Raw genomic sequence first — 24,411 nt, 5'->3', positions numbered from 1 at the left:
CAAGTAAACCATAGGTATGGAAGGCGACTTCATCAAAATCAACAAATGGCTACTGCCACTGGGCTGGCTTTACGGCTGCGTGGTACAGATGCGAAACTATCTCTTTGAGATGGGCATACTGAAAAGCGAGAGCTTCAGCACACCTGTCATCTCGGTGGGCAACATCACCGTGGGCGGTACTGGCAAGACACCTCATATCGAATATCTGATTAGATTGCTGGAGAAAAGTGCGAAGGTGGCGGTGCTGAGTCGTGGCTACAAGCGGACGTCGAAAGGCTTCTTGATTGCCGACGAGCATTCGACTGCTCAGGATATTGGCGACGAGCCTTACCAGATGAAGCAGAAATTCCCCGACATTACTATTGCCGTAGAGAAAAAACGGGCCAAGGGCATCAAGTTATTGCTGCAGAAAGACCCTAAACTCGACGTCATACTGCTGGACGACGCCTTCCAACATCGCTACGTGAAACCGGGCATCAACATTCTGTTGGTGGACTATCACCGACTGATCATCTACGACAAAATGTTGCCTGCAGGACGCATGCGCGAACCGCTATCGGGCAAGAACCGCGCAGACATCATCATCGTCACGAAATGCCCCAAAAGCCTGACGCCAATGGAATATCGGGTTATCACCAAGGCAATGGACTTGTTTCCCTATCAAGAGCTGTACTTCAGCACTCTGTCTTACGGCAAACTGACACCCCTATTCAAAGAAGCTGCCAACGCGCAACTGGCACAAAAGGCGGGCAATCTGACTGACCTAAAGGACCAGAACTGCTTGTTGCTGACGGGTATCGCATCGCCACAACAGATGATCGAAGACCTTAAACCCCATGCAGCATCGCTGCACCCGCTCACGTTTCCAGACCATCACAGTTTCAATCCACAAGATATAGAACGAATCAATGCTGAATTCAACAACCTGCAAGGGCCTAAATGCATCGTCACCACCGAGAAGGATGCTGCACGCATTAAACACACACAAGGCCTGAGTGAAGCCGTGAAAAGCAGTCTCTTTGTACTGCCACTCGAGATTGAATTCATGCTTGAACAAACCGATAAGTTTAACCAAAAAATTATTAACTATGTACGAAAAAATTCAAGAAACAGCATCCTGGTTAAAAGAAAGGATGACCACAAGCCCAAGAACAGCCATCATTCTGGGGACAGGCCTCGGACAATTAGCTTCAGAAATAACTGACTCTTACGAATTCCCATATAGCGAAATCCCCAACTTTCCCGTATCTACCGTAGAAGGACACTCAGGAAAACTGATCTTCGGCAAACTGGGCGGCGTGGATATCATGGCCATGCAGGGACGCTTTCACTATTATGAGGGATACACCATGAAGGAAGTGACATTCCCCGTTCGCGTGATGTACGAGCTGGGCATCAAGACACTCTTTGTCAGCAATGCCGCCGGAGGCATGAACCCGGGATTCAAAATCGGCGACCTGATGGTGATCACAGACCACATCAACTTCTTCCCTGAACATCCGCTACGCGGCAAGAACTTCCCCACCGGGCCTCGCTTCCCCGACATGCACGAGACCTACGACCCCTCGCTCATCAAGCTGGCCAGCCAGATTGCACGCGAGAAGAAGATCAGACTGCAATATGGCGTTTATATGGGGGTGCAGGGACCTACTTTCGAAACACCTGCAGAATACAAGATGTATCGCATTCTGGGCGGTGACACCGTGGGCATGTCAACAGTGCCCGAGGTCATTGTGGCTCACCATTGCGGCATCCGCACCTTCGGCATCAGCGTCGTCACTGACCTGGGAGGCTTCGATATTCCCGTAGAGGTCAGCCACGAAGAGGTGCAGGAAGCTGCCGACAAGGCACAACCTGTGATGACCGAAATCATGCGTGAGATGATTGTACGCTCTGAAAAACTGGAGCATAACGCCTCAGAAGAGTTTAATACCGATCACCCCACAGAGAACTGGAAGTAATAATCCAAAGCCCATTGTTTATGGAAATAGCAAAATTAGGAGAATTTGGTCTGATTGACAGACTGACAAAAGATTTAGAAAACAAGAACGAATCAACCAAGTACGGCGTAGGAGACGACTGCGCCGTACTTCACTACCCCGATAGCGAGGTACTGATAACCACCGACCTGCTGATGGAAGGTGTGCACTTCGACCTGACATATATCGACTTGAAACATCTGGGCTACAAGTCTGCCATGGTGAACATCAGCGATGTGTTTGCCATGAATGGCACGCCAAGACAGATCACTGTATCGCTGGCCCTCAGCAAGCGCTTCACCGTAGAGGACATGGAAGAGTTCTATGCCGGCCTGCGTCTGGCTTGCGAGAAATGGAATGTGGACATTGTTGGTGGCGACACGACCTCGTCTTACACTGGACTGGCCATCAGTATCACCTGTATTGGCGAGGCTCGCAAGGAGGATATCGTGTATCGTAACGGCGCGAAAGACACCGACTTGGTCTGCGTGAGCGGCGACTTGGGGGCTGCCTATATGGGGCTGCAACTGCTGGAACGCGAGAAGAGCGTGTACTATCAGCAGGTGGAAGAGGCCAAGAAGAAAGGCGATCAGCGTGCGTTGGAGGAGCTGGCCCACTTCTCGCCCGACTTTGCTGGAAAAGAATACCTGCTGCAACGTCAGCTTCAAACTGAGGCGCGAGGCGACATTATCCGAAAACTGCGCGAGGCTGGCGTACGTCCGACGGCCATGATGGACATCAGCGACGGTCTCTCGTCTGAGCTGATGCACATCTGCAAGCAGAGCGGTGTGGGTTGCCGCATCTACGAGAAGGAACTGCCCATCGACTATCAGACGGCTGTGATGGCCGAGGAAATGAACATGAACGTCACCACCTGTGCCCTGAATGGCGGCGAAGACTATGAGCTGTTGTTCACCGTCCCCATCGGAGACCTGGAGAAAATCAAAGAGATGGACGACGTGCGACTCATCGGTCACATCACCGATGCGAAATTCGGCCATGTACTCGTGACACGCGACAATCAGGAATTCGAGCTCAAAGCGCAAGGATGGAACCCACTATAAGTATATGTATATCGTATCCTAACTGAGCAGTTTCTTCAAAACCTGAGAACACCTTCAAGAACAGGCATCTGCTCACTACAATACGATCGGCTGTCATTTTGACAGTTCCAGTATTCATGATTCAACAAAACAGGATTATAGCCCCAAACGTGCGCAATTCAGAATAACGGCCAACTGAGTCACTATAACCACACAATAGTTGGCCTTTGCCAAGCATAGAGCGTCACTTCTGTCATGCAATAGTGGCTCTTTTGCATCGATTCTAGCCCCTGGAAAGCCCAGTTTCAGACCTTGGAATTGCGGTTTCCAGGGGCTAAAATTTGACTTTCCAGGGGCTGGAATTGAAACATCCAGGGGCTGGAATCATATCAAAAGCATAACTTTAGCATGACGAAAGCTTTAGTATAGCATCGTCATAGTGACGCAAAGAGCAGAAGAAACGACTCGTTTTGAGCAACCAGCTGAACCGACATAAAAAAGGTAACAGACGCCAATAACACCGAGAAAATTAGCAAAAATGTGTTAAAAACAGGCTTATGGAGAAAATAATCCAATAATTGTTTGGCAGGTTGCACTTTTTGTTGTACCTTTGCACCCGCAAACGAAAGGATGCAGTGATCTAAAAGAACAATGGTGCCTTAGCTCAGTTGGTAGAGCATCGGACTGAAAATCCGTGTGTCCCCGGTTCGATTCCTGGAGGTACCACTCCTCCTTTCATTTAAATCCCGCGATAGTCTTAGGACTTTAGCGGGATTTTTGTTGTTATATACCACCACGCATCAACAGGGTTAGACCAATAGTCTGACCCTGTTGATGCGTTTTTGCGGTTCACTCCATAGGGAACAGGCCGTAAAGCTTAGCATCGATCATGTCTGTCACCTGCTTGAAGTCTTCGGCCCGATCTCCAAATTTACAGTGATCTCCATCGATGACAATCAGTTGTCCCTGATAGGTCTCTATCCAATCTTCGTAGCGCTTGCTCAGGCCTTCCAGATAGTCGAGACGCATGGTTTGCTCGTATTCGCGCCCGCGCTTCTGTATCTGTGCCACCAGTGTGGGGATGCTTGAACGAATATAGATCATGAGGTCGGGCAACTTGACCAGCGACATCATCAGGTCGAAAAGATCCTTATAGTTGTTGAAGTCGCGATCACTCATCAGGCCTTGTCCATGAAGATTGGGAGCAAAGATGCAGGCATCCTCAAAGATGGTGCGATCCTGAATGATGGTGTCCTCTGACTGTGAGATCTCAACCACCTCCTTGAAGCGCTTGTTCAGAAAATAAATCTGCAGATTGAAAGACCAGCGTTTCATGTCTGCATAGAAGTCTTCCAGATACGGATTATTATCTACCGGTTCGAATCGTGGGGTCCATCCATAGCGATGGGCCAGCATTTTAGTCAATGTGGTCTTGCCACTGCCAATATTACCTGCTACTGCGATATGCATATTCTTAAATTGGGAGTTAAAGGAGATGTTGTATTGAGGGTTAAATAATGAAAGATTCTCTGCCTCACCATATATTATTGGGGCGGAAAGAGACCGAAGAGGGTGCTATCGATACGGTCGATGATCTTAGCGAAGTCTTTAGGATTGTTCTGATAATCCAGATTGTCTTTCTCGAGAACCATCACCCGCCCCTTATACATCTGGCTGATAAAATCGTCGTAACGACGATTCAAGTTCTCGAGATACTCTAACTTCATGGTTTGCTCGTAGTCGCGTCCGCGCTTTTGTATGTTGCCTACCAGATGTGGCACCGAAGCCTTGAGATAGATCATCAGATCGGGGTAATGAACCACACTCATCATCTGTTCGAACAACTCCATATAGGTTTCATAGTCGCGGTCGGAGAGATTGCCCATGGCTTTATTGTTCTGCATGAACACATAGACGCCCTCATAGATTGAACGGTCTTGAATGATGGTATGGTCTGACTTGGAGATATCTATCAAATCGCGGAAGCGCTCCTTCAAGAAGAACACCTCCATATTGAAAGACCACCGATGAATGTCGCTATAATAGTCTTCCAAATAAGGATTGTGGTCAACGGATTCGAAACGTGCCTCCCATCCATAATGATGAGCCAGCATGCGTGTGAGCGTTGACTTTCCACTACCGATATTACCTGCTACTGCAATATACATTGTTTTAGTATTACGACAGGGCAAAGGTACAAAGTTTTTTCCTAACATCCAAATGTGGACTGAAGAAAAGATGGCATCGCGCATACGTACGCATGCGAACATTATATTATTTGTTAAAACTATTGTTATATGAAAGAAAATAGCTACCTTTGCACCAAAATCTCTTGATTATGGGTATAATATTAGGTATTGATGTGGGCATCAGCACCACAAAGATAGTTGGACTGCGCGATGGAAAGCCATCGGCACCAATACGTATTACGGCTGCAGATCCTATCACCTCGCTGTATGGAGCATTTGGAAAATATCTGCACGACAACAGCCTACAACTGGAAGAGATAGACCACGTCATGCTGACAGGTGTGGGTGCTGCCTACGTAAAGAACGATGTCTATGGCGTCAAAACAAGTCGCTGCGATGAGTTTATAGCTGACGCGCTTGGCGCACGCTTCGAATCTCACATCGATCATGCCATCGTGGTGTCGATGGGTACTGGCACTTCGTTTGTGATGTGTCATGGCGACAAGATAGAACACATCGGCGGTATCGGCATTGGCGGTGGCACACTGCAAGGACTGTCGCGCATCATGCTGAACACCAGCGACATCAAACAGGTGTCGGAACTGGCCATGCAAGGCAACATCAAGCATATCAACCTGCTCATTGGCGACATATCGGCACAGCCGCTTCCCGGTCTGCCCATGGAGGCTACGGCCTCGCTTTTTGCACATGCCAAGAACGACGCCTCGCGCGAAGACATTGCATGCGGCATCATCACCATGGTACTGCAGTCAATCGGCTCGGCTGCCGTGCTGGCAGCTCAGGGCACCGACTGTCGCGACATGGTATTGATTGGGCACCTGTCGCTATTGCCACAATGCAAGGATATATTCCCAGCACTCGAGAAATTATACAATGTGCGTTTCCACATTCCGAAATACTCGCAGTTCTGCACTGCCATTGGCGCAGCACTGGCCTACGGCAAAAAGGAGATGAAATAAAAACTACTGCAAGAAACTATGAATAAGACACTGACTACAATAATAGCAATGATGATGGCTTGCAACATGCAGGCCAGCCCCGTTATGGTGGCAAAGACTGACACGTTGCAAAATGATTCTGTCGAAGTGGATACGCTAAAGACAAAGAACAAAAGTCAGAAGCATACAACAAAAAAGGAAGAAAAGAAGGAGACGGAATATGAAAAACTGATCAAGAAGGGGGGCACCGTGACCAATGGCTTGTTTGGCATGCGCCATATCGACGACAAATACTACTTCGAGGTGCCTGACTCTATCTTAGGACGCTACTTGCTGTTTGTCACACGACTCACCGCAGTGCCACAGAACTTCGGACTGTTTGCAGGCGAAGAGGTCAGTCATAGCACCGTATATTTTGAACGCCGGGACACCACACGACTGATGATGCGCCAATATGTGTTGTCGCACGTAGCTGACGACAAAGACAATATTGCCCGCACACTGGAACAATCGACCGTAGATCCCATCGTACGCTCGTTTAAAATCATTGGTCGCAACAAGGAAGAAGACAACAGTTTGATTGAGGTGACGTCGTTCCTCACGGGCGACAGCCACCTGACGAGCTTCGCAAGCGGAAACAAAGGCACGCTGAAAGTGGGCGGACAAAACAAGGATCTGACATTCATTGACACTATCAAGGTGTTCCCTACCAATATCGAGGTGGCTTCAACACGCACTTACGGTTCGAGCGCTGGACGATCGGAAGCTTCGAAAACGGGTGCCATGACCATGGCCTTCAATACGTCAATCGTATTGCTTCCAAAGGAGCCCATGCGCAAACGTCTGTGGGATGAACGTGTAGGCTACTTCGTCAACAACTACGTTCGCTTCAGCGATCAGCAACACAAGACGCAGCACGAGTCGTTCATCTCACGTTACAGGCTGGTGCCAAAGAACAAAAAGAAATACCTGAGGGGGGAGTTGACCGAACCTGAAAAACAGATTGTCTATTACATTGACCCTGCAACACCCAAGAAATGGATTCCCTATCTTATTCAAGGCATCAAGGATTGGAACGTGGCATTTGAGGCTGCTGGATTCAAAAACGCCATCACGGCAAAGGTTCTGCCAGAAAATGATCCAAACATCAGTCTGGAAGATGCACGCTATTCGGTATTGCGCTATCTGCCGTCTGAAACTGAGAATGCCTACGGACCACGCATCGTGGACCCACGCTCGGGCGAAATCATTGAGGCACACATCTGCTGGTACCACAACGTGATGAACCTGCTGACCAAGTGGTATATGACACAATGTGGTGCTGTGGACAAGCGGGCACAGACCATGCACTTTGACGACAAACTGATGGGCGAGCTGATTCGCTTTGTGAGCAGTCATGAAGTGGGTCATTCGCTTGGACTGCGCCACAACATGGGGGCATCGTTTGCCACACCTGTTGAAAAGCTGCGCGACAAGGCTTGGGTCGAAGCCAATGGACACACTGCAAGCATCATGGACTATGCACGCTTTAACTACGTGGCTCAACCAGAAGACAAAATCAGCGAAAAGGGTCTGTTCCCACGCATCAACGACTATGACAAATGGGCCATAAAATGGGGATACCAGTGGCGACCGGAATTCAAAGATGAATATGAGGAAAAAGAGCAACTGATGACGGAGACGACCCGCACGCTGAAAGGCAACCCACGACTATGGTTCGGAGGCGAAGGACGAAACGAGGATGCACGTGCGCAGACCGAGGATCTGGGCGACAACAGCGTGAAAGCATCGGAATATGGTATCAAAAACCTGAAGCGCATCATGCAGAAACTGCCTGAATGGACTCATCAGGACAACGACCAGTATGACGACCTCAGCGAGATGTATAATGCCGTACGCGACCAGTTTAACAGATATGTGAATCACGTTGCTAAGAACATTGGCTCGCGATACACAAACAACATGCCCGGACGCACACCTGTGGAATATGCCTCACCAGAAAGACAGAAGCAAGCTGTGGCATTCATTGGGCAGCAGGTGTTCGAGATGCCGGAATGGCTCTACCCCACCGCCATCGTTTCGAAGACGGCGACTGACGTAGCAAACACACATCAACAGATGCAGAGCAACCTGCTGAACCGAATGATGACACCACTGATGTTCAACAACATTGCTGCTACGGATTATGCTGTTGACGCTTATCTTGAAGACTTGAAGACCGCTGTATGGAAACCCATTGGCAAAGCTAACGACCAAAAGGCGAAGGCAAGAAGACAATTGCAGCGTTCGTATGTTCAACACCTGAACTCAATTCTGAACCCGACGGAAACTGACATGAAAGGGGTCATGGGACGCTACATGAACTCGGACGCTTCACTCTATGTGTTGATGAATCTGGCAGAGGTGGAGAAATTCTGTCAACAACAACTGCAGGAGAGCAGCGGTCTGAATGCGCTTCATTATGAAGACATGCTACGACAGCTGAAACTGATACGTGAAAGGCGGACAACAGTGAAATAAAAACAAATAAACACTAATTGAAAATGAAACTACCAAAACTACTACTTACAAGTCTGATACTCTGCGGGTATGGAACTGCTGCAGAGGCTCAAAGTGAACTGTACCCTAAGCACTTCGATCTGGAACAGGTCACCTTGCTTGACTGTCCGATGAAGCGGGCCATGGACCTGAATATTCAAGTATTGTTGAAGTATGACACAGACCGTCTGCTGACACCATACGTCCGACAGGCCGGACTAGCAGCAACGACAGACAACACATCGCCCTACTTTCAATGGCTGACGAAACACCCAAACTTCGACAACTGGGGCAATGCGTCTTTCGACCTTAGCGGACATGTAGGCGGACATTACCTTTCGGCATTGGCACTCGCCTATGCGGCTTGTCATGATGACGACATGAAAACGCAACTGAAAGAGCGTTTGGACTACATGATCAAGGTCATGAAGGATTGTCAGGATCAGTTCAACGATAATCACAGCGGACTTTACGGCTTCATTGGAGGGCAACCAATCAACAGCGATTGGGAGGCGCTCTACAAAGGAGACATTCAACCTTATAAGACACATGGAGGATGGGTGCCCTTCTATTGTCAACACAAAATTCTGGCGGGACTGCGCGATGCATACCTCTACGGGGATAGCGAGACGGCCAAGGAGATGTTCAGAAAGTTGGCCGACTGGAGTGTCAACGTGATTGCACAAGTTAGTGATGTGGATATGGAAAAGGTACTTGACACCGAACATGGGGGCATGAACGAGTCGCTGATGGATGCTTATCAGCTCTTTGGCGACACAAAATATCTGAATGCAGCCAAGAAATATACGCACAAGAAGATGTTGAACGGCATGCAGACTCTCAACACGACTTTTCTGGACGGGCTGCATGCCAACACACAGGTACCAAAATATATTGGCATGGAGCGAATTGGCGAGGCTGACAATCAATCATACTCAATAGCAGCAGAGAACTTCTGGAAGGATGTAGCAACAAACAGAACAGTTTGCATCGGGGGTAACTCAGTGAACGAGCATTTTCTTTCGGAAAAGAACAGTAACAGGTATATCGACCAACTGGATGGACCTGAGTCATGCAACACGAACAACATGTTGAAACTATCTGAGATGATGAGCGACCACACTGGCGATGCCAAGTATGCTGACTTCTATGAGCAAGCCATGTGGAACCATATTCTCTCTACACAGGATCCCACCACTGGCGGATATGTTTACTTCACAACACTACGTCCACAAGGTTACCGCATCTACTCGCAAGTGAACCAGGGCATGTGGTGCTGTGTGGGAACAGGCATGGAGAACCATTCTAAGTATGGTCACTTCATCTATACACATGATGACAACAAGACCCTCTATGTGAATCTCTTCACCCCTTCAGAACTGAGCGATGCTACCTTCGGCATTCGGCAGGAGACCATCTTCCCCAATATCGACAGTTCTTCGTCGACTTTGCCTACTAGCAACACAGCAACTACACAACTCACCATCACTCGAGGGGGCACATATACCATAGCTGTGCGACATCCGGCATGGGCTGGCAAGGAGTATCAAGTGCTAGTCAACGGCCAGGCTGTCAATCAGGCGGTAGAACAGGGCAAAGCCAGCTACATAACAATCAGTCGCACTTGGAGCGTAGGCGATAAAATCACCGTGTGGTTACCCATGGAACTGCGCTATGAGGTGTGTCCCAACTACACCGACTACATCGCCTTCAAGTTTGGGCCCATCTTGTTGGGCGCTCAGACTACTGTTCCTACCGAGGCAGAGGTCGCACAGACAGGACTCGCATACGAGGAACTGCAAAACGAGTATGGCGGTGCTGGTCGCATGGATCATGCACCCGGCTCGATGGGCACTTCCAAGAATCTTCTTTCTGCGCCACTACTTATAGGCCAGCGTGACAATGTGCTGAGCCGTATTCAGCGCGTAGTGACTAGCGACAACTCACTGCGTTTCAACATCGACGCCAGTCGTGAGGGTGTAGAAACTTACAAATGGCATACGCTCACGCTGCAGCCTTTCTATCAGATTCATCATGGTCGCTACATGTGCTATTGGTATCAGCAAACGGCTGAGAACTTTGCTCAAAGCGACATGGCGCAGACAGAGACTGCCAACGAGGCTCTACTGGCTCGCACGCTCGACTTCGTGGCTCCAGGCGAGCAGCAGAGCGAAGCTGGCCATGAATACAACTACTCATCGGACTCCAACAAAGGTTCATACAATGGCGAGAGCTATCGTGATGCTCAGAAGGGGGGATATGTGCAATATACCTTGTACAACAAGACTCAAGTAGCCGACAGCCTCTCGGTCATGTGCCGTTTCACTACGGCAGACCAAGGGCGAAAGGCGGTACTCACGGTCGACGGCACGAAGATAGCCGACATCAACATTCCGGCCAACTACAAGGGAGCTGAAAACGGATTCTACAATATAGAGTTCCCCATTCCTGCATCTTTGTTGAAGGATGGGGAAGGTTCTGTAAAGACGAAATTCGTAGTGCGCCTTGCAGCTACGGCAGGAACACTGAATCCCGGACTCTACTATCTCAGATTATTGTGCGGCTATAATCCCGCAGCTAAGGCCTATCGCTTTCAAGCCAGCGACTGGACCACAGGCGACACACGTCGTATTCCGGCCAGTAGCATCACTTACGATGCTGAAAGCAACATTATCAAAGCGAAGAGCACTGGCAACAACAACATTGCGCTGATGCTGAAACACGAGAGCAGCGACTACGACATTGACATCAATCAGAAGTTTCTGGTGGTACGCGGACAAGGACTGGAGTTCTTCTCTGGAGCTTCTTATCTCTGGTGGCTGAACGGCATAAATCATGGTTCCCAGGTGACACCTAATGTCCAGCAAACAGTCATCGTTGACGGTAGTCAGCAGCAACTCATTGCCTGGGACATGTCGAAGAGCGGACTCTATGACAACTTCACCGGAACTCGTCCCAGCGTGTGTATTGGCCAGACAATCTTCGGACTTACGTCATCGAACACCGACGGCTCATGTGAAATCTACGATATTAATTTTGTAACAAGCGTTGACGACTATCTAACCCAACGGACCAATATTCTGCCGTTGCGCTATAAGGCAGGGCTCGAGCAGAAGCATATTTATAACCTTGGTGGCATACAGGTGGAACAACCCTCGTATGCGACACGTGGTATCTATATTCATAACGGTTGTAAAGTAGCAAAGTAACATCCATAAATAGAAGAAGCCATCTACAACTATTCGAACCAACAAACTAATCAGCAGAACAAGTCTTAGAATAATTCTATAAAGCGAGAAAGCATCCTAACTACCAAAGAAATTTGACATAGTTAGGATGCTTTTTATATAGGATAAAACTAGAATCAGACAGAAGACTTTCTTACCATTAACGCAGCATATACAAGAACAACAAGAAATGCTGTTAAAGGGAGTATAAATGGTATGTAGGGGGTTGTATGATCCGCAAGGTACCCCATCAACAAGAAACCACAGCCACCTATTGGTGTCATCATCAACAAAGAAGAAGCGCTTTTAGTTTGAGATCCAAGTCCCCTAATAGCTAACGAAAAAATAGTTGGAAACATGATAGCCTCGAAAAGATAGTTTAGCACTAAAGCAAAAAGAGAAAGAACTCCCAAATCTAAAAAAGTCAATGTCATGCATATTACCGAGCCAAAAGCACAGAAAAAGAGCATCTTCTCAGCCTTTACAGCACTCATAACCCAACTACCAATAAAGCGTCCACACATAAAGATGATTAAAGCAAACGACACTAAACGTGAAGCCATCAATTTAGACATCCAACCTGTGTCGGTTACAAAATTCATAAAATAGCTATTAATGGATATTTCCGCAATCTCATAACATAATAAAGCAAGAAATCCAAATAGGAACCATCTGTTATTCAGAACAGAAGTTAAACCCTGATTATCATGTTGATCATGCTTTATCTCGGGAAGTCTTACGCGTGAAAACAAAACAGCAATAATAAGGACAACTGTACCGAGAATACCATAAGGAACAGCAACATCTGCACCTTTCGCGCTTTCACGATATAAAAATTGTCCAACCAAAAGCGTAGCCATAAAACATCCCATACCATTAAACGTCTGAGACAGATTCAATCTACTAGCCGATGTCCTTTTCGGTCCTAGCTCTGTTACATAGGGGTTCGCAGCTGTTTCCAAAAAGGTTAATCCACAACCGATAATAAACAACGCAATAAGAAATCCGTAAAAAGAGGAAATGGGTATAAAAGCAAGAGCGCCTAGACCGAATATCGATAGGCCTAATACAACACCATTTCTATAACCATATCTACGAATAAACATTCCTGCAGGTATAGCCATCAGGAAATAACCTAGATATGTAGTAACCTGAATCCATGCGGAACGCGTTATAGAAATAGCCATTTCATCCTGAAAATGTTTATTCAACACATCAAGAATAGCCCTTGCAAATCCCCAAAGGAAAAACAATAGCGTAACTAAAATAAAAGGAGTCAAGTATCTTGAATAAGTAATACGCTCTTTTTTCATCTTCAAATTAAACCACTTCGGTCAAACCATAATAAAATAATCTTAATAAAAAAAAAGCCCTGACTCAGTGTTGAATCAGGGCTCTCTGTAAAGATGGCGGCCTCCTACTCTCCCGCATTGCATTGCAGTACCATCGGCGCAAGCGGGCTTAACTTCTCTGTTCGGAATGGGAAGAGGTGGGACCCCGCCGCAATAACCACCTGATATTTCTCTTTTATATAGCAACCATAGTTTCTATTGCTTCTATAGTGTGTCTATATAAGGTATAAGGTGACACATTTAACACAAGAACTGAAGTCTTTCTGACTCTAAGGACAAAACCATACAGTTGAAAGTAAAAGCGCAGTAAGCGAAAGCTTTCGGGCAATTAGTACAGCTCGGCTTTGACGTCACCGTCTTTACACCTGCTGCCTATCAACGTCGTAGTCTACAACGACCCTCAATGGAGCCCTCATCTTGTGGCCGGCTTCGCACTTAGATGCTTTCAGCGCTTATCCGATCCAGACGCGGATACCCGGCGGTGCACCTGGCGGTACAACCGGTAAACCGGAGGTCTGTCAATCACGGTCCTCTCGTACTAGTGACCGATCCACTCAAGACTCCTGCGCCCACGATAGATAGAGACCGAACTGTCTCACGACGTTCTGAACCCAGCTCGCGTGCCACTTTAATGGGCGAACAGCCCAACCCTTGGGACCTTCTCCAGCCCCAGGATGTGACGAGCCGACATCGAGGTGCCAAACCACCCCGTCGATATGAGCTCTTGGGGGGGATCAGCCTGTTATCCCCGGAGTACCTTTTATCCTTTGAGCGATGCAGTTTCCATACACTTGCACCGGATCACTAAGCCCTAGTTTCCTACCTGCTCGGGATGTCTCCCTCCCAGTCAAGCACCCTTATGCCTTTGCACTCTATAAGGCCGGTTACCAATCGGCCCGAGGGTACCTTTGGAAGCCTCCGTTACGCTTTTGGAGGCGACCACCCCAGTCAAACTACCCACCAAACAGTGTCCTCGCATTAGCGAGTTAGACCTCAGGCAGCAGAAGGGCCGTATTTCAAGGATGGCTCCACGAACGCTGGCGCGCCCACTTCACAGCCTCCGGCCTATCCTACACATCCGATGACCAAGGTCAATGCTAAGCTGTAGTAAAGGTTCACGGGGTCTTTTCGTCCCATCGCGGGTAATCGGCATCTTCACCGATACTACAATTTCACTGAGCTCGTGGCCGAGACAGCGTCCGGATCATTACACCATTCGTGCAGGTCGGAACTTACCCGACAAGGAATTTCGCTACCTTAGGACCGTTATAGTTACGGCCGCCGTTTACTGGGGCTTCAATTCAATGCTTCATCTTGCGACTGACATCTCCTCTTAACCTTCCAGCACCGGGCAGGTGTCAGGCTGTATACTTCATCTTTCGAGTTCGCACAGCCCTGTGTTTTTGTTAAACAGTTGCCTGGACCTATTCTCTGCGCCTCTCCGAAGAGAGGACCCTTTATCCCGAAGTTACAGGGTCAGTTTGCCTAGTTCCTTAGCCACGAATCTCTCAACGCCTTAGTATATTCTACATGACTACGTGTGTCCGTTTGCGGTACGGGTACCTCCAGGATTAAGCTTAGCGGTTTTTCTCGGGAGTCTGATTACCTGCACTATCAGATGCCTCCGAAGAGGCTTCCGTACTATCGAGATTCAGCTCGGAATGTGGATTTGCCTGCATTCCTCATTGCCTACCCTCTTCAACGCGCTATTCCGTCAGCGCGCGGCAGTGTCACTGCTCCGTCACCACGTCGCTCCTGAAGGCAGTTACGGAATATTAACCGTATCAGCCATCGCTCTCGCCGTTCGGCTTAAACTTAGGACCCGACTCACCCCGGGCTGATTGACATCGCCCGGGAAACCTTAGTCTTTCGGCGGGGGTGGATCTCACACCCCTTATCGTTACTTATACCTACATTTGCTTTTCCATAAACTCCAGTAACGGTCATCCGTTACCTTCAGCGTCGATGGAATGCTCCCCTACCGATACTTTTATTATTGCTATCCCGCGCCTTCGGTGGCTGCCTTATACCCGATTATTATCCACGCCCGGCCTCTCGACTAGTGAGCTGTTACGCACTCTTTGAATGAATGGCTGCTTCCAAGCCAACATCCTAGCTGTCATCGAGGCCAGACTTCGTTAGACTAACTCAGGCAGCACTCCGGGACCTTAGACGACGGTCTGGATTCTTCTCCTCTCGGGCACGGACCTTAGCACCCGCACCCTTACTGCACTGCTACAGACCTCATGCATTCGGAGTTCGTCAGGTCTCGATAGGCGGTGAAGCCCTCTTGACCTATCGGTCGCTCTACCTCATGAGGTGAACACAGCACGCGGCACCTAAATGCCTTTCGGGGAGTACGAGCTATCTCCAAGTTTGATTGGCCTTTCACTCCTACACACAACTCATCCAGAAGCTTTTCAACGCTTATTGGTGCGGGCCTCCATCCCGTGTTACCGGGACTTCACCCTGGCCATGTGTAGATCACTTGGTTTCGCGTCTACCCCCACCGACTAAACGCCCTGTTCAGGCTCGCTTTCACTGCGGATGCGTATCTAAGATACTTAACCTCGCCGGTGATGGTAACTCGTAGGTTCATTATGCAAAAGGCACGCCGTCACTAGATAAACTAGCTCCGACCGCTTGTAGGCGACTGGTTTCAGGTACTATTTCACTCCCCTCATAGGGGTGCTTTTCACCTTTCCCTCACGGTACTCGTTCGCTATCGGTCTCTCGGGAGTATTTAGCCTTACCGGATGGTCCCGGCAGATTCGCGCAGAATTCCTCGTGCTCCGCGTTACTCAGGATACCACTAGGCCTCGTCTGACTTCGGATACAGGATTGTCACCTTCTATGATGCAACTTTCCAGATGCTTCTCCTCGTCATTCAAGTACCACAGCGTGGTCCTACTACCCCGGCTATGCGTTGCCACACAACCGGTTTGGGCTCTTCCCCGTTCGCTCGCCACTACTAGGGGAATCATTGTTTATTTTCTCTTCCTGCAGGTACTAAGATGTTTCAGTTCCCTGCGTTTGCCTCTATACTATTGTACAGATAACAGGCCTTCAGCCTGCTGGGTTGTCCCATTCGGAAATCCTCGGATCAAAGATTATTTGCATCTACCCGAGGCTTATCGCAGCTTATCACGTCCTTCATCGCCTCCGAGAGCCAAGGCATCCACCAGACGCCCTAACTTACTTTCGCCTATTATAAAGATTGAAAAATTGAAAGATTGAAAAATTGAATTCTTCAAATCTTAAACTCTTCAATTCTCTATAGCTCATACTTTTAGCTGTATTGAGATTTAAAAATCTACTCAGTTCTGACTTAAAGTCTTTACTTACAGTCTTGTGTCACAATATGTCAAAGATCTCTTGAAGAAAATTGAAGAGCTAAAAAGTTGAAAGACTGAAGACTTCAATTCTTCCATTCTTTAATTCTTCCATTCTTCACAGTGGAGAATAACGGATTCGAACCGTTGACCCCCTGCTTGCAAAGCAGGTGCTCTAGCCAACTGAGCTAATCCCCCAATTTCAGAGTTTCATTTAGCTTGTAGTCCCAGGCAGACTTGAACTGCCGACCTCCACATTATCAGTGTGGCGCTCTAACCAACTGAGCTATAGGACTGGCTTCAAGCTGCGGGCGCTACATCCGCGCTCAGCTCATCTATTCTCTAGATATAAACAAAGTAAGTAGTAAGAAGCACTTGGGTTCGTCACGAACCTAAGACTTTCTTTTGTTCAGCCCCCCATCCCCCTAACTTAGGGGGCAAAGGGAAGATAGTCAGCTCTTTTTATAGCGTGTTGACTTCGTTTGCACTTCGTCGACACACTCCAGAAAGGAGGTGTTCCAGCCGCACCTTCCGGTACGGCTACCTTGTTACGACTTAGCCCCAATTACCAGTTTCGCTCTAGGCCGATCCTTGCGGTCACGGACTTCAAGCGCCCCCGGCTTTCATGGCTTGACGGGCGGTGTGTACAAGGCCCGGGAACGTATTCACCGCGCCATGGCTGATGCGCGATTACTAGCGAATCCAGCTTCATGGGGTCGGGTTGCAGACCCCAATCCGAACTGAGGAAGGCTTTAAGGATTTGATGCACCTTGCGGGACACCATCTCTCTGTACCTCCCATTGTAACACGTGTGTAGCCCCGGACGTAAGGGCCGTGCTGATTTGACGTCATCCCCACCTTCCTCACACCTTACGGTGGCAGTGTCTCCAGAGTGCCCAGCTTAACCTGATGGCAACTGAAGAGAGGGGTTGCGCTCGTTATGGCACTTAAGCCGACACCTCACGGCACGAGCTGACGACAACCATGCAGCACCTCCACAGGCGCCCCGAAGGGCCTCATCATCTCTGAATCGTTCGCCTGCAGTTCAAGCCCGGGTAAGGTTCCTCGCGTATCATCGAATTAAACCACATGTTCCTCCGCTTGTGCGGGCCCCCGTCAATTCCTTTGAGTTTCACCGTTGCCGGCGTACTCCCCAGGTGGGATGCTTAACGCTTTCGCTTGGCCGCTGACTGTATATCGCCAACAGCGGGCATCCATCGTTTACCGTGCGGACTACCAGGGTATCTAATCCTGTTCGATACCCGCACCTTCGAGCTTTAGCGTCAGTTGTAGCCTCGCCAGCTGCCTTCGCAATCGGAGTTCTTCGTGATATCTAAGCATTTCACCGCTACACCACGAATTCCGCTGACGTCGAATACACTCAAGGTAACCAGTTCGCGACGCACTTCCACGGTTGAGCCGCGGCATTTCACGTCACGCTTAATCACCAGCCTGCGCTCCCTTTAAACCCAATAAATCCGGATAACGCCCGGACCTTCCGTATTACCGCGGCTGCTGGCACGGAATTAGCCGGTCCTTATTCTTCAGGTACATGCAATAGGGAACACGTTCCCTCTTTTATCCCCTGACAAAAGCAGTTTACAACCCATAGGGCCGTCATCCTGCACGCTACTTGGCTGGTTCAGGCTCTCGCCCATTGACCAATATTCCTCACTGCTGCCTCCCGTAGGAGTTTGGTCCGTGTCTCAGTACCAATGTGGGGGACCTTCCTCTCAGAACCCCTACTGATCGTAGGCTTGGTGGGCCGTTACCCCGCCAACAACCTAATCAGACGCATCCCCATCCCTTAGCGATAAATCTTTGCTTTACTTCAGATGCCATCCGTAAAGAACATAGGGTATTAATTCGACTTTCGCCGGGCTATGCCCTACTAAGGGGAAGGTTGGATACGCGTTACTCACCCGTGCGCCGGTCGCCATCTTCAAAAGCAAGCTTTCGAAATGCTGCCCCTCGACTTGCATGTGTTAAGCCTGTAGCTAGCGTTCATCCTGAGCCAGGATCAAACTCTTCATTGTATATGTTTGTATCTTTAGACTGAATCCTAACCAACCTGAGCTGGAAAAGACCCATCTGTTATCTGTTTCAGAATGACTATCCAAAAAGTATCAAGTCTATCAACCTATATTTATATATAGCATTGACGGTTCGTTTACTGTTACCCAAGTACCTCTCCATAAGGATTAGTACTCGCTTCTTGTACTACTTCTCTGTCTATGTAAATCTTTCAAAGAACTCTCTTTTGTTTTTGCGCCTCGTTGTGAGGCGAAAGCGGATGCAAAGGTACGGCTTTTTTCGGAACCGCCAAACATTTTCGTTCTTTTTTTAATAAAAAAGTTGCAGATTTTCTTGTATATTGACAAATCTGCAACCTTATACATTATTATATATAAGGACTATTATTCTCTTTTTCCAAAAATCCTAAGTAGATAGAGGAACAGGTTAACAAAGTCCAAATAGAGGTTCAAAGCGCCAAGTAGTGCATATTTCTGCATATGTTCTCCTGCATCAGGGGCTGTCAGGAACATCTGCTTGATACGTTGCGTATCGTACGCTGTCAATCCCACAAACACCAGAACACCGACATAACTTGCTATCAGAGTCAACCCAGGACTTGCCACAAAGACATTCACAATGGTAGCAATAATAAGGCCTATTAATGCCATCATAAGTAATCTTCCCCATGAAGTCAAATCCTTTTGCGTCACATATCCATATAAAGACATTACTCCGAAAGTTGAAGCCGTGATTAAGAATACAGTAGTAATACTTCCTAAGCTATAAATAAAAAATATAGAAGAAAGCATCACGCCATTCAAGATTGAATAAACGATAAACAACGTTGTCGCAACCGTAAGTGACATTTTATTGACTCCTGCTCCGAGTCCAATAACCAGCAACAGTTCAGCTCCCACTATACCCCACATCAGGACAGGGTTAGAAAGAAGTATCTCCGTCATGACCGGGTTCGTAGCCACCCCATAGGCAGCCAGTGCAGTAATCACCAATGCCAAAGACATCCACACATATACTTTTCTCATCAAAGCAGAAAAAGCCAATGATGAGTTCCATTCACGCTGCCGCGAAGACAGTGATTGATAGTTCATTTCTTCGTAATCCATAATTATTAAGTATTAAAGTATCCATTCATACGTATCGTACATCACAGTACGTCCGCCATATCCCTCCTTATGAGCAATTAGTCCTTCGTTCAGAACCAGTCCGCCCTGTTCGTTAGAAGTGCCAAAATCGAGATATTTCAAATCTTGATAGTCATGATACATAACCTGTTCATAGATTGCCTCCATGGCACCAAGGCGTTTTCCCTCATCAGTTGTCCCGCTATATTGGCCATGCAGAACATGTCCCATTACGTAGAAAGTGATACCCCCTATGATTCGACCATCCAGATATGCACTATATTGTATGATCTTATCAGGGAAGCGAGACTTCAATAGCTCTATCTCCTGAAGTGTATGCACAGACTGTGCCTGAAATTTTTTCTGGAGATTATCGTTGAGAACAGGCCAAAACTCTGCCAAACTGGCATCCCGTTTCACCTGAATGTCTGCCATCTGTGCCTGTTTCAAGCGGCGCCGATGGTCTTTTCGCCAGCGAAGATGAGCATCGAGAAAGATGACCGTACCCGACATACGTTGCTGCAGGCGTGCACCACATTTCCAAAACATGGCATACAAATCCTCTTCAGAAGGCAAGCGATGATAAATCCAAGGAATAGCGCGATAGAGAACCTTTTGGAATCCCATCTGTCGCAGATAGTCGTTCAACTCCTCAAATAAGTGAACCACATCTGCAGTAGTCACATCCTCGTCCATCAGCAGTCCGCCATAAGTCAGTCCTTTGTGAGAGCAAAACAATTCGCCATCCTCATGTGCCGGGAGAATAGAATGCAGATGGTTCCCTGAATAGAACAGCAACGAGTGATCTTTAAAACGATCACTATGATAATCCATGTATTCGCGATAGAACAGGAAAGTAGCGTTACGTGCCCTATCTACGTATCGATTCCATACATCATGCAGAGTTTCGTCATATCGTACTATACGGAACATCATCTCACAATTTGTTCAAACTCATTGTAATCATAGATATATTCATCCTCATTAAACAACTCAGAAGCCAGAACCAAGCATACTGCGCCACTAGAGAAATCCTCAAGCGTGCGCCATACGTTAGTCCCCACATAAAGCCCCTGATACGGATGATTCAGATGAAAAGTCTGGCGCACGTTACCATCATACACCTCCACGTCAAACGAGCCACTGACAGCAATAATCACCTCCTCACAAGATCGATGTGCATGTCCGCCACGATGTTCACCAGAAGGAATATCATAAGTCCAGTAAACCCTGGCGATATCAAACGGGACATTCTTCATTTGCTCTGCCACCGTCAGGTTTCCCCTTGGGTCAACGATTTTGGGAAGTTCTATGATACTGACGCGTTCCATCTTTTAATGTTCAAATTTAGTATATGGATCAGTTCCCAAGACCGTTTTAGCCAAGCGTTTAGCTTTCTCGCGAAGCACATTGACATCATCCCCTACTTCGCCATAGCAGAGCACCACGCCCATACGGCGTCCCTTGTGAGCCTCCGGTTTTCCAAAGATACGAATACGAGTTCGGTCCTCCTTCAGAGCATCAGTCAGATTGTAGTCAAGCAAAGACTTATCAATTGGCGCCGACACTTTCTCTGGCGAAAGAATTACCGCAGAAGCACCAGCATGTTCCAAATGGATGCCAGCAATAGGCAATCCCATTACTGCGCGGAAGTGGAGTTCAAATTCCGACAAGTTGGTAGTATGACCAAGTGTCACCATCCCAGTATCGTGCGGACGGGGCGACAGTTCGCTAAAAATAACCTCCCCTTGTTTCGTTAGGAAGAACTCCACGCCCCAGATGCCTGCACCCGTCAAAGCCTTCGTCACCTTATCAGCCATAGTCTGTGCCTGTTTTAGTGCCTCATCAGGCAACTTATATGGCTGCCACGACTCGCGATAGTCACCCGCCTTTTGTACATGTCCAATTGGCGGACAGAACAGCGTTGGCCAACCATGCTGCTGAGTAACCGTGAGCAATGTGAATTCAGAGTCAAAATCAATAAACTCCTCAATGATAACCTCCTTCACATCACCACGCGAGCCCTCCATAGCCTCCTTGAAAGCCTGTTCCAATTCATCGTCATTGTGAACATAGCTCTGGCCATGCCCCGACGAAGACATGAGAGGTTTAACCACACATGGGAAACCGATCTCGTCGGCAGCCCTCTTAAATTCATCGAAAGTCTTAGCATAGAAATACTTTGCCGTACGCAGGCCCAGCTCTTTTGAAGCCAGATCACGAATAGCCCGACGGTTCATCGTGAAGTTGACGGCACGAGCAGAAGGCACTACCTGAATGCCTTGTTCTTCAAATTGGAATAGGCGTTCCGTACGAATAGCCTCAATCTCTGGCACGATAATATCGGGCTGGTGCTTTTTTACGACAGCCTCCAATGCATCGCCGTCGAGCATGTTAAACACTTCGCGCTCGTCAGCCACCTGCATAGCCGGTGCATTGTCGTAGCGGTCGCAGGCAATCACATACTGTCCTGCGCGCATAGCAGCAATCACGAACTCCTTGCCCAGTTCGCCTGAGCCTAACAATAGTATTTTCTTCATAGCTTTAACGTTTTACCAAATTCATACTTCATGGCCTGAAAAGCGGTCATTTCCAACTTTCCCAGGTAATTTGTTTGCGTGGCATATTTCAATGCCTCATAGTTCTTATATTTTCTTTCCTCGATATTGAGTCTCACTTTTCCATTCTTCACCAACCAGCGTGCCTCTTCAGTCTGCGCGCCCAGCTGTCCGTCGTTTGTGATAGTGATATAATAGCATCCATCGAAATCAGACATTTGGTAGTATCTTGTTCTGAATGGCCACAACAAGCTGCTCACCTCCATCTGTCCTCTCCACACGGTGATACGCTTGAAAGAGTAGAGATATGTCAGCGTTATGCCGCCAAAGAACAAAATTCCCAAAAGTGAGAATAGCACTTTTCCCAAAGTCATCTCTCCTCCACCCATGATGCAGCCAAGAGGAAAGAGTAATGCCATCAGCATAAATCCCCAAGCTCCATATATGTAAGGCATCCTGAATTCCGAGACGACCTCCTCATTATCGCGCGCTCTGAAATTCTCCTTCTGTTTCACCCTGATAGCTTCGCAGAGCTGTTCATAGTTACTATAGACAGCAGAAGCGATGCTTATAACGCGGCGCCCGCCACGTATGAGCCTCAACACTTCGCCCTCTCGCATCCGCGAGGTTTCCAAATAGTCAAACTCCGTAAAGAAATAGAATCTGCGCCAGAACGGCAACAGCACACTCCTGGTCTCGATTCCATCTGGGTACACCGTAATACGTCGCAACCAACAAAGATAGCCCAGGCAGAACAAGGTTCCCAAAGCTATCATAGTCAGGCTCAATGGCACCAAGGTAGAAGACTGCAATGCAGAGACACCGCCACTGGCGATTACTCCCAGCATTATACCTAGCAAAGCACCAATAACAGCGCGACGATTAAACTTCGAAGTTATCATATTCTGTAAGATTACGGTCGAATTAGAATCAATGTTTACCTATTGGCATACATATTATCATAATACTTCTGGTAGTCGCCAGAGGTGACATTATCGAGCCACGCCTGATTATCAAGATACCAGCGCACCGTCTTTTCTATTCCCTCTTCAAACTGCAGACTTGGTTCCCATCCTAGTTCACGCTGCAACTTCGATGAGTCGATGGCATAACGCAAGTCATGACCCGCACGGTCGGTGACGAACGTGATCAAATCCATATCCTCGCCTTCCTTTCTGCCCAACAAGCGATCGACCGTCTTGATGACCACCTTGATAATATCGATATTTTTCCATTCGTTGAAACCACCAATATTATACGTATCGGCAATCTTTCCTTTGTGGAATATCAAGTCTATAGCACGTGCATGGTCCTCAACGAACAACCAGTCGCGCACGTTTTCACCCTTTCCATAGACTGGGAGCGGTTTGCGATGACGGATGTTATTAATGAAAAGCGGAATCAGTTTTTCTGGAAACTGATAAGGACCATAGTTATTAGAGCAGTTGGTCACCACCACCGGCATTCCATAAGTATCATGGAAGGCACGCACGAAATGGTCGCTCGAGGCTTTCGAAGCGCTGTATGGCGAATGTGGATTGTACTTTGTGGTCTCCAGGAAGAACTTATCACCATAGGCTAAATGATGCTCAGCACTTGAGGCCGTTGTAGTGAACGGAGGCTCAATACCCTCGGGATGTGTCAGTTCCAGTGCACCATAGACTTCATCTGTAGAGATATGATAGAAGCGTTTGCCCTCGTATTTCTCGGGCAACGATTCCCAATAGAGCTTTGCAGCCTGCAACAGCGAGAGAGTGCCCATCACGTTTGTCTTTGCAAAAGTAAACGGATCCTTGATGCTGCGGTCCACATGACTCTCTGCAGCCAGGTGAATAATGCCATCCACCTTTTTCTCCTGCATGAGACGATAGAACGCATCAAAGTCGCAGATATCCATTTTCACGAACTCATAATTGGGCCTATCTTCTATATCTTTCAAATTAGCCAAATTTCCTGCATAGGTCAGTTTGTCAAGATTGATAATGCGATACTCGGGGTACTTGTTTACAAACAAGCGTACAACATGGCTTCCAATAAAGCCTGCGCCACCAGTGATAACTATTGTCTTCATATTTA

Annotated in this window: 15 protein-coding genes, 3 tRNA genes and 3 rRNA genes; 7 read left to right on the top strand and 14 right to left on the bottom strand. The window is 47.9% G+C overall.

Annotated features, from left to right (window positions below; all coding sequences use genetic code 11):
• The first annotated feature begins 16 nt into the window (after nt 1–16).
• The 4 genes from lpxK (at nt 17) to L6472_RS03375 (ending at nt 3,748) form a co-directional block, all read left to right on the top strand.
• Nucleotides 17–1,204: a tetraacyldisaccharide 4'-kinase gene (gene lpxK / locus L6472_RS03390; RefSeq protein WP_370640877.1), complete on the top strand. Its 1,188-nt coding sequence runs from the start codon at nt 17–19 to the stop codon at nt 1,202–1,204.
• Entirely contained in the window at nt 1,089–1,961 is an 873-nt protein-coding gene (locus tag L6472_RS03385) for a purine-nucleoside phosphorylase (RefSeq protein WP_237807175.1), read from the top strand. The genes lpxK and L6472_RS03385 overlap by 116 nt, the downstream gene beginning before the upstream one ends.
• A 20-nt stretch (nt 1,962–1,981) precedes the next feature.
• Complete coding sequence (thiL, locus tag L6472_RS03380) at nt 1,982–3,043, top strand: thiamine-phosphate kinase (RefSeq protein ID WP_237807173.1); 1,062 nt, start codon at nt 1,982–1,984, stop codon at nt 3,041–3,043.
• A 632-nt stretch (nt 3,044–3,675) separates the two neighbouring features.
• Nucleotides 3,676–3,748, top strand: a tRNA-Phe gene (locus L6472_RS03375).
• 123 nt (nt 3,749–3,871) lie between these two features.
• On the opposite strand, the gene L6472_RS03370 is transcribed toward L6472_RS03375, so the two are convergent.
• Nucleotides 3,872–4,492: a deoxynucleoside kinase gene (locus tag L6472_RS03370; protein ID WP_237807171.1), complete on the bottom strand. Its 621-nt coding sequence runs from the start codon at nt 4,490–4,492 to the stop codon at nt 3,872–3,874.
• Nucleotides 4,493–4,566: 74 nt separating this feature from the next.
• The gene (locus L6472_RS03365) at nt 4,567–5,190 is read right to left on the bottom strand and encodes a deoxynucleoside kinase (protein WP_237807169.1); all 624 of its coding nucleotides are present in this window, start codon (nt 5,188–5,190) and stop codon (nt 4,567–4,569) included.
• A gap of 170 nt (nt 5,191–5,360) precedes the next feature.
• On the opposite strand from L6472_RS03365, the gene coaW reads away from it, so the two are divergent.
• The 3 genes from coaW to L6472_RS03350 are packed head-to-tail and all read left to right on the top strand — an operon-like array spanning nt 5,361 to nt 11,917.
• Nucleotides 5,361–6,191: a type II pantothenate kinase gene (gene coaW / locus L6472_RS03360; protein ID WP_237807167.1), complete on the top strand. Its 831-nt coding sequence runs from the start codon at nt 5,361–5,363 to the stop codon at nt 6,189–6,191.
• A gap of 51 nt (nt 6,192–6,242) precedes the next feature.
• Nucleotides 6,243–8,690, top strand: a complete 2,448-nt coding sequence (locus L6472_RS03355) for a zinc-dependent metalloprotease (protein ID WP_370640907.1) — start codon at nt 6,243–6,245, stop codon at nt 8,688–8,690.
• A gap of 23 nt (nt 8,691–8,713) precedes the next feature.
• On the top strand, nt 8,714–11,917 hold the full coding sequence (locus L6472_RS03350) for a beta-L-arabinofuranosidase domain-containing protein (RefSeq protein ID WP_237807164.1): 3,204 nt from the start codon (nt 8,714–8,716) through the stop codon (nt 11,915–11,917).
• 155 nt (nt 11,918–12,072) lie between these two features.
• On the opposite strand, the gene L6472_RS03345 is transcribed toward L6472_RS03350, so the two are convergent.
• The 12 genes from L6472_RS03345 to rfbB form a co-directional block, all read right to left on the bottom strand.
• Entirely contained in the window at nt 12,073–13,248 is a 1,176-nt protein-coding gene (locus L6472_RS03345) for a sugar MFS transporter (protein ID WP_237807163.1), read from the bottom strand.
• A gap of 91 nt (nt 13,249–13,339) precedes the next feature.
• A 5S ribosomal RNA gene (gene rrf / locus L6472_RS03340) occupies nt 13,340–13,452 on the bottom strand.
• A 143-nt stretch (nt 13,453–13,595) separates the two neighbouring features.
• Nucleotides 13,596–16,492 (bottom strand): 23S ribosomal RNA (locus tag L6472_RS03335).
• A 251-nt stretch (nt 16,493–16,743) separates the two neighbouring features.
• Nucleotides 16,744–16,817: transfer RNA gene (locus L6472_RS03330), tRNA-Ala, on the bottom strand.
• A gap of 24 nt (nt 16,818–16,841) precedes the next feature.
• Nucleotides 16,842–16,915, bottom strand: a tRNA-Ile gene (locus L6472_RS03325).
• Between the two features lie 210 nt (nt 16,916–17,125).
• Nucleotides 17,126–18,655 (bottom strand): 16S ribosomal RNA (locus tag L6472_RS03320).
• Together the 16S, 23S and 5S rRNA genes with 2 tRNA genes alongside form the textbook arrangement of a ribosomal RNA operon.
• A 381-nt stretch (nt 18,656–19,036) precedes the next feature.
• Nucleotides 19,037–19,759: a Bax inhibitor-1/YccA family protein gene (locus tag L6472_RS03315; RefSeq protein WP_237807162.1), complete on the bottom strand. Its 723-nt coding sequence runs from the start codon at nt 19,757–19,759 to the stop codon at nt 19,037–19,039.
• Nucleotides 19,760–19,771: 12 nt separating this feature from the next.
• The gene (locus L6472_RS03310) at nt 19,772–20,713 is read right to left on the bottom strand and encodes a GNAT family N-acetyltransferase (RefSeq protein WP_237807161.1); all 942 of its coding nucleotides are present in this window, start codon (nt 20,711–20,713) and stop codon (nt 19,772–19,774) included.
• Nucleotides 20,710–21,108, bottom strand: a complete 399-nt coding sequence (locus tag L6472_RS03305) for an FdtA/QdtA family cupin domain-containing protein (RefSeq protein WP_237807160.1) — start codon at nt 21,106–21,108, stop codon at nt 20,710–20,712. Before L6472_RS03305 ends, L6472_RS03310 begins: the two co-directional genes overlap by 4 nt.
• A 3-nt stretch (nt 21,109–21,111) precedes the next feature.
• Complete coding sequence (gene purT, locus L6472_RS03300; RefSeq protein ID WP_237807159.1) at nt 21,112–22,317, bottom strand: formate-dependent phosphoribosylglycinamide formyltransferase; 1,206 nt, start codon at nt 22,315–22,317, stop codon at nt 21,112–21,114.
• Nucleotides 22,314–23,237, bottom strand: coding sequence for a hypothetical protein (locus L6472_RS03295; RefSeq protein WP_237807158.1), 924 nt, complete (start codon nt 23,235–23,237; stop codon nt 22,314–22,316). Before L6472_RS03295 ends, purT begins: the two co-directional genes overlap by 4 nt.
• 35 nt (nt 23,238–23,272) lie before the next feature.
• A complete protein-coding gene (rfbB, locus tag L6472_RS03290; RefSeq protein ID WP_237807157.1) occupies nt 23,273–24,406 on the bottom strand; it encodes a dTDP-glucose 4,6-dehydratase in 1,134 nt (377 codons plus the stop codon).
• Nucleotides 24,407–24,411: the final 5 nt, after the last annotated feature.

It is taken from the genome of Prevotella sp. E13-17 (assembly GCF_022024035.1).
In the GTDB taxonomy this organism is placed as follows: Bacteria; Bacteroidota; Bacteroidia; order Bacteroidales; family Bacteroidaceae; genus Prevotella.
This window is presented reverse-complemented; position numbering and strand designations above follow the sequence as displayed.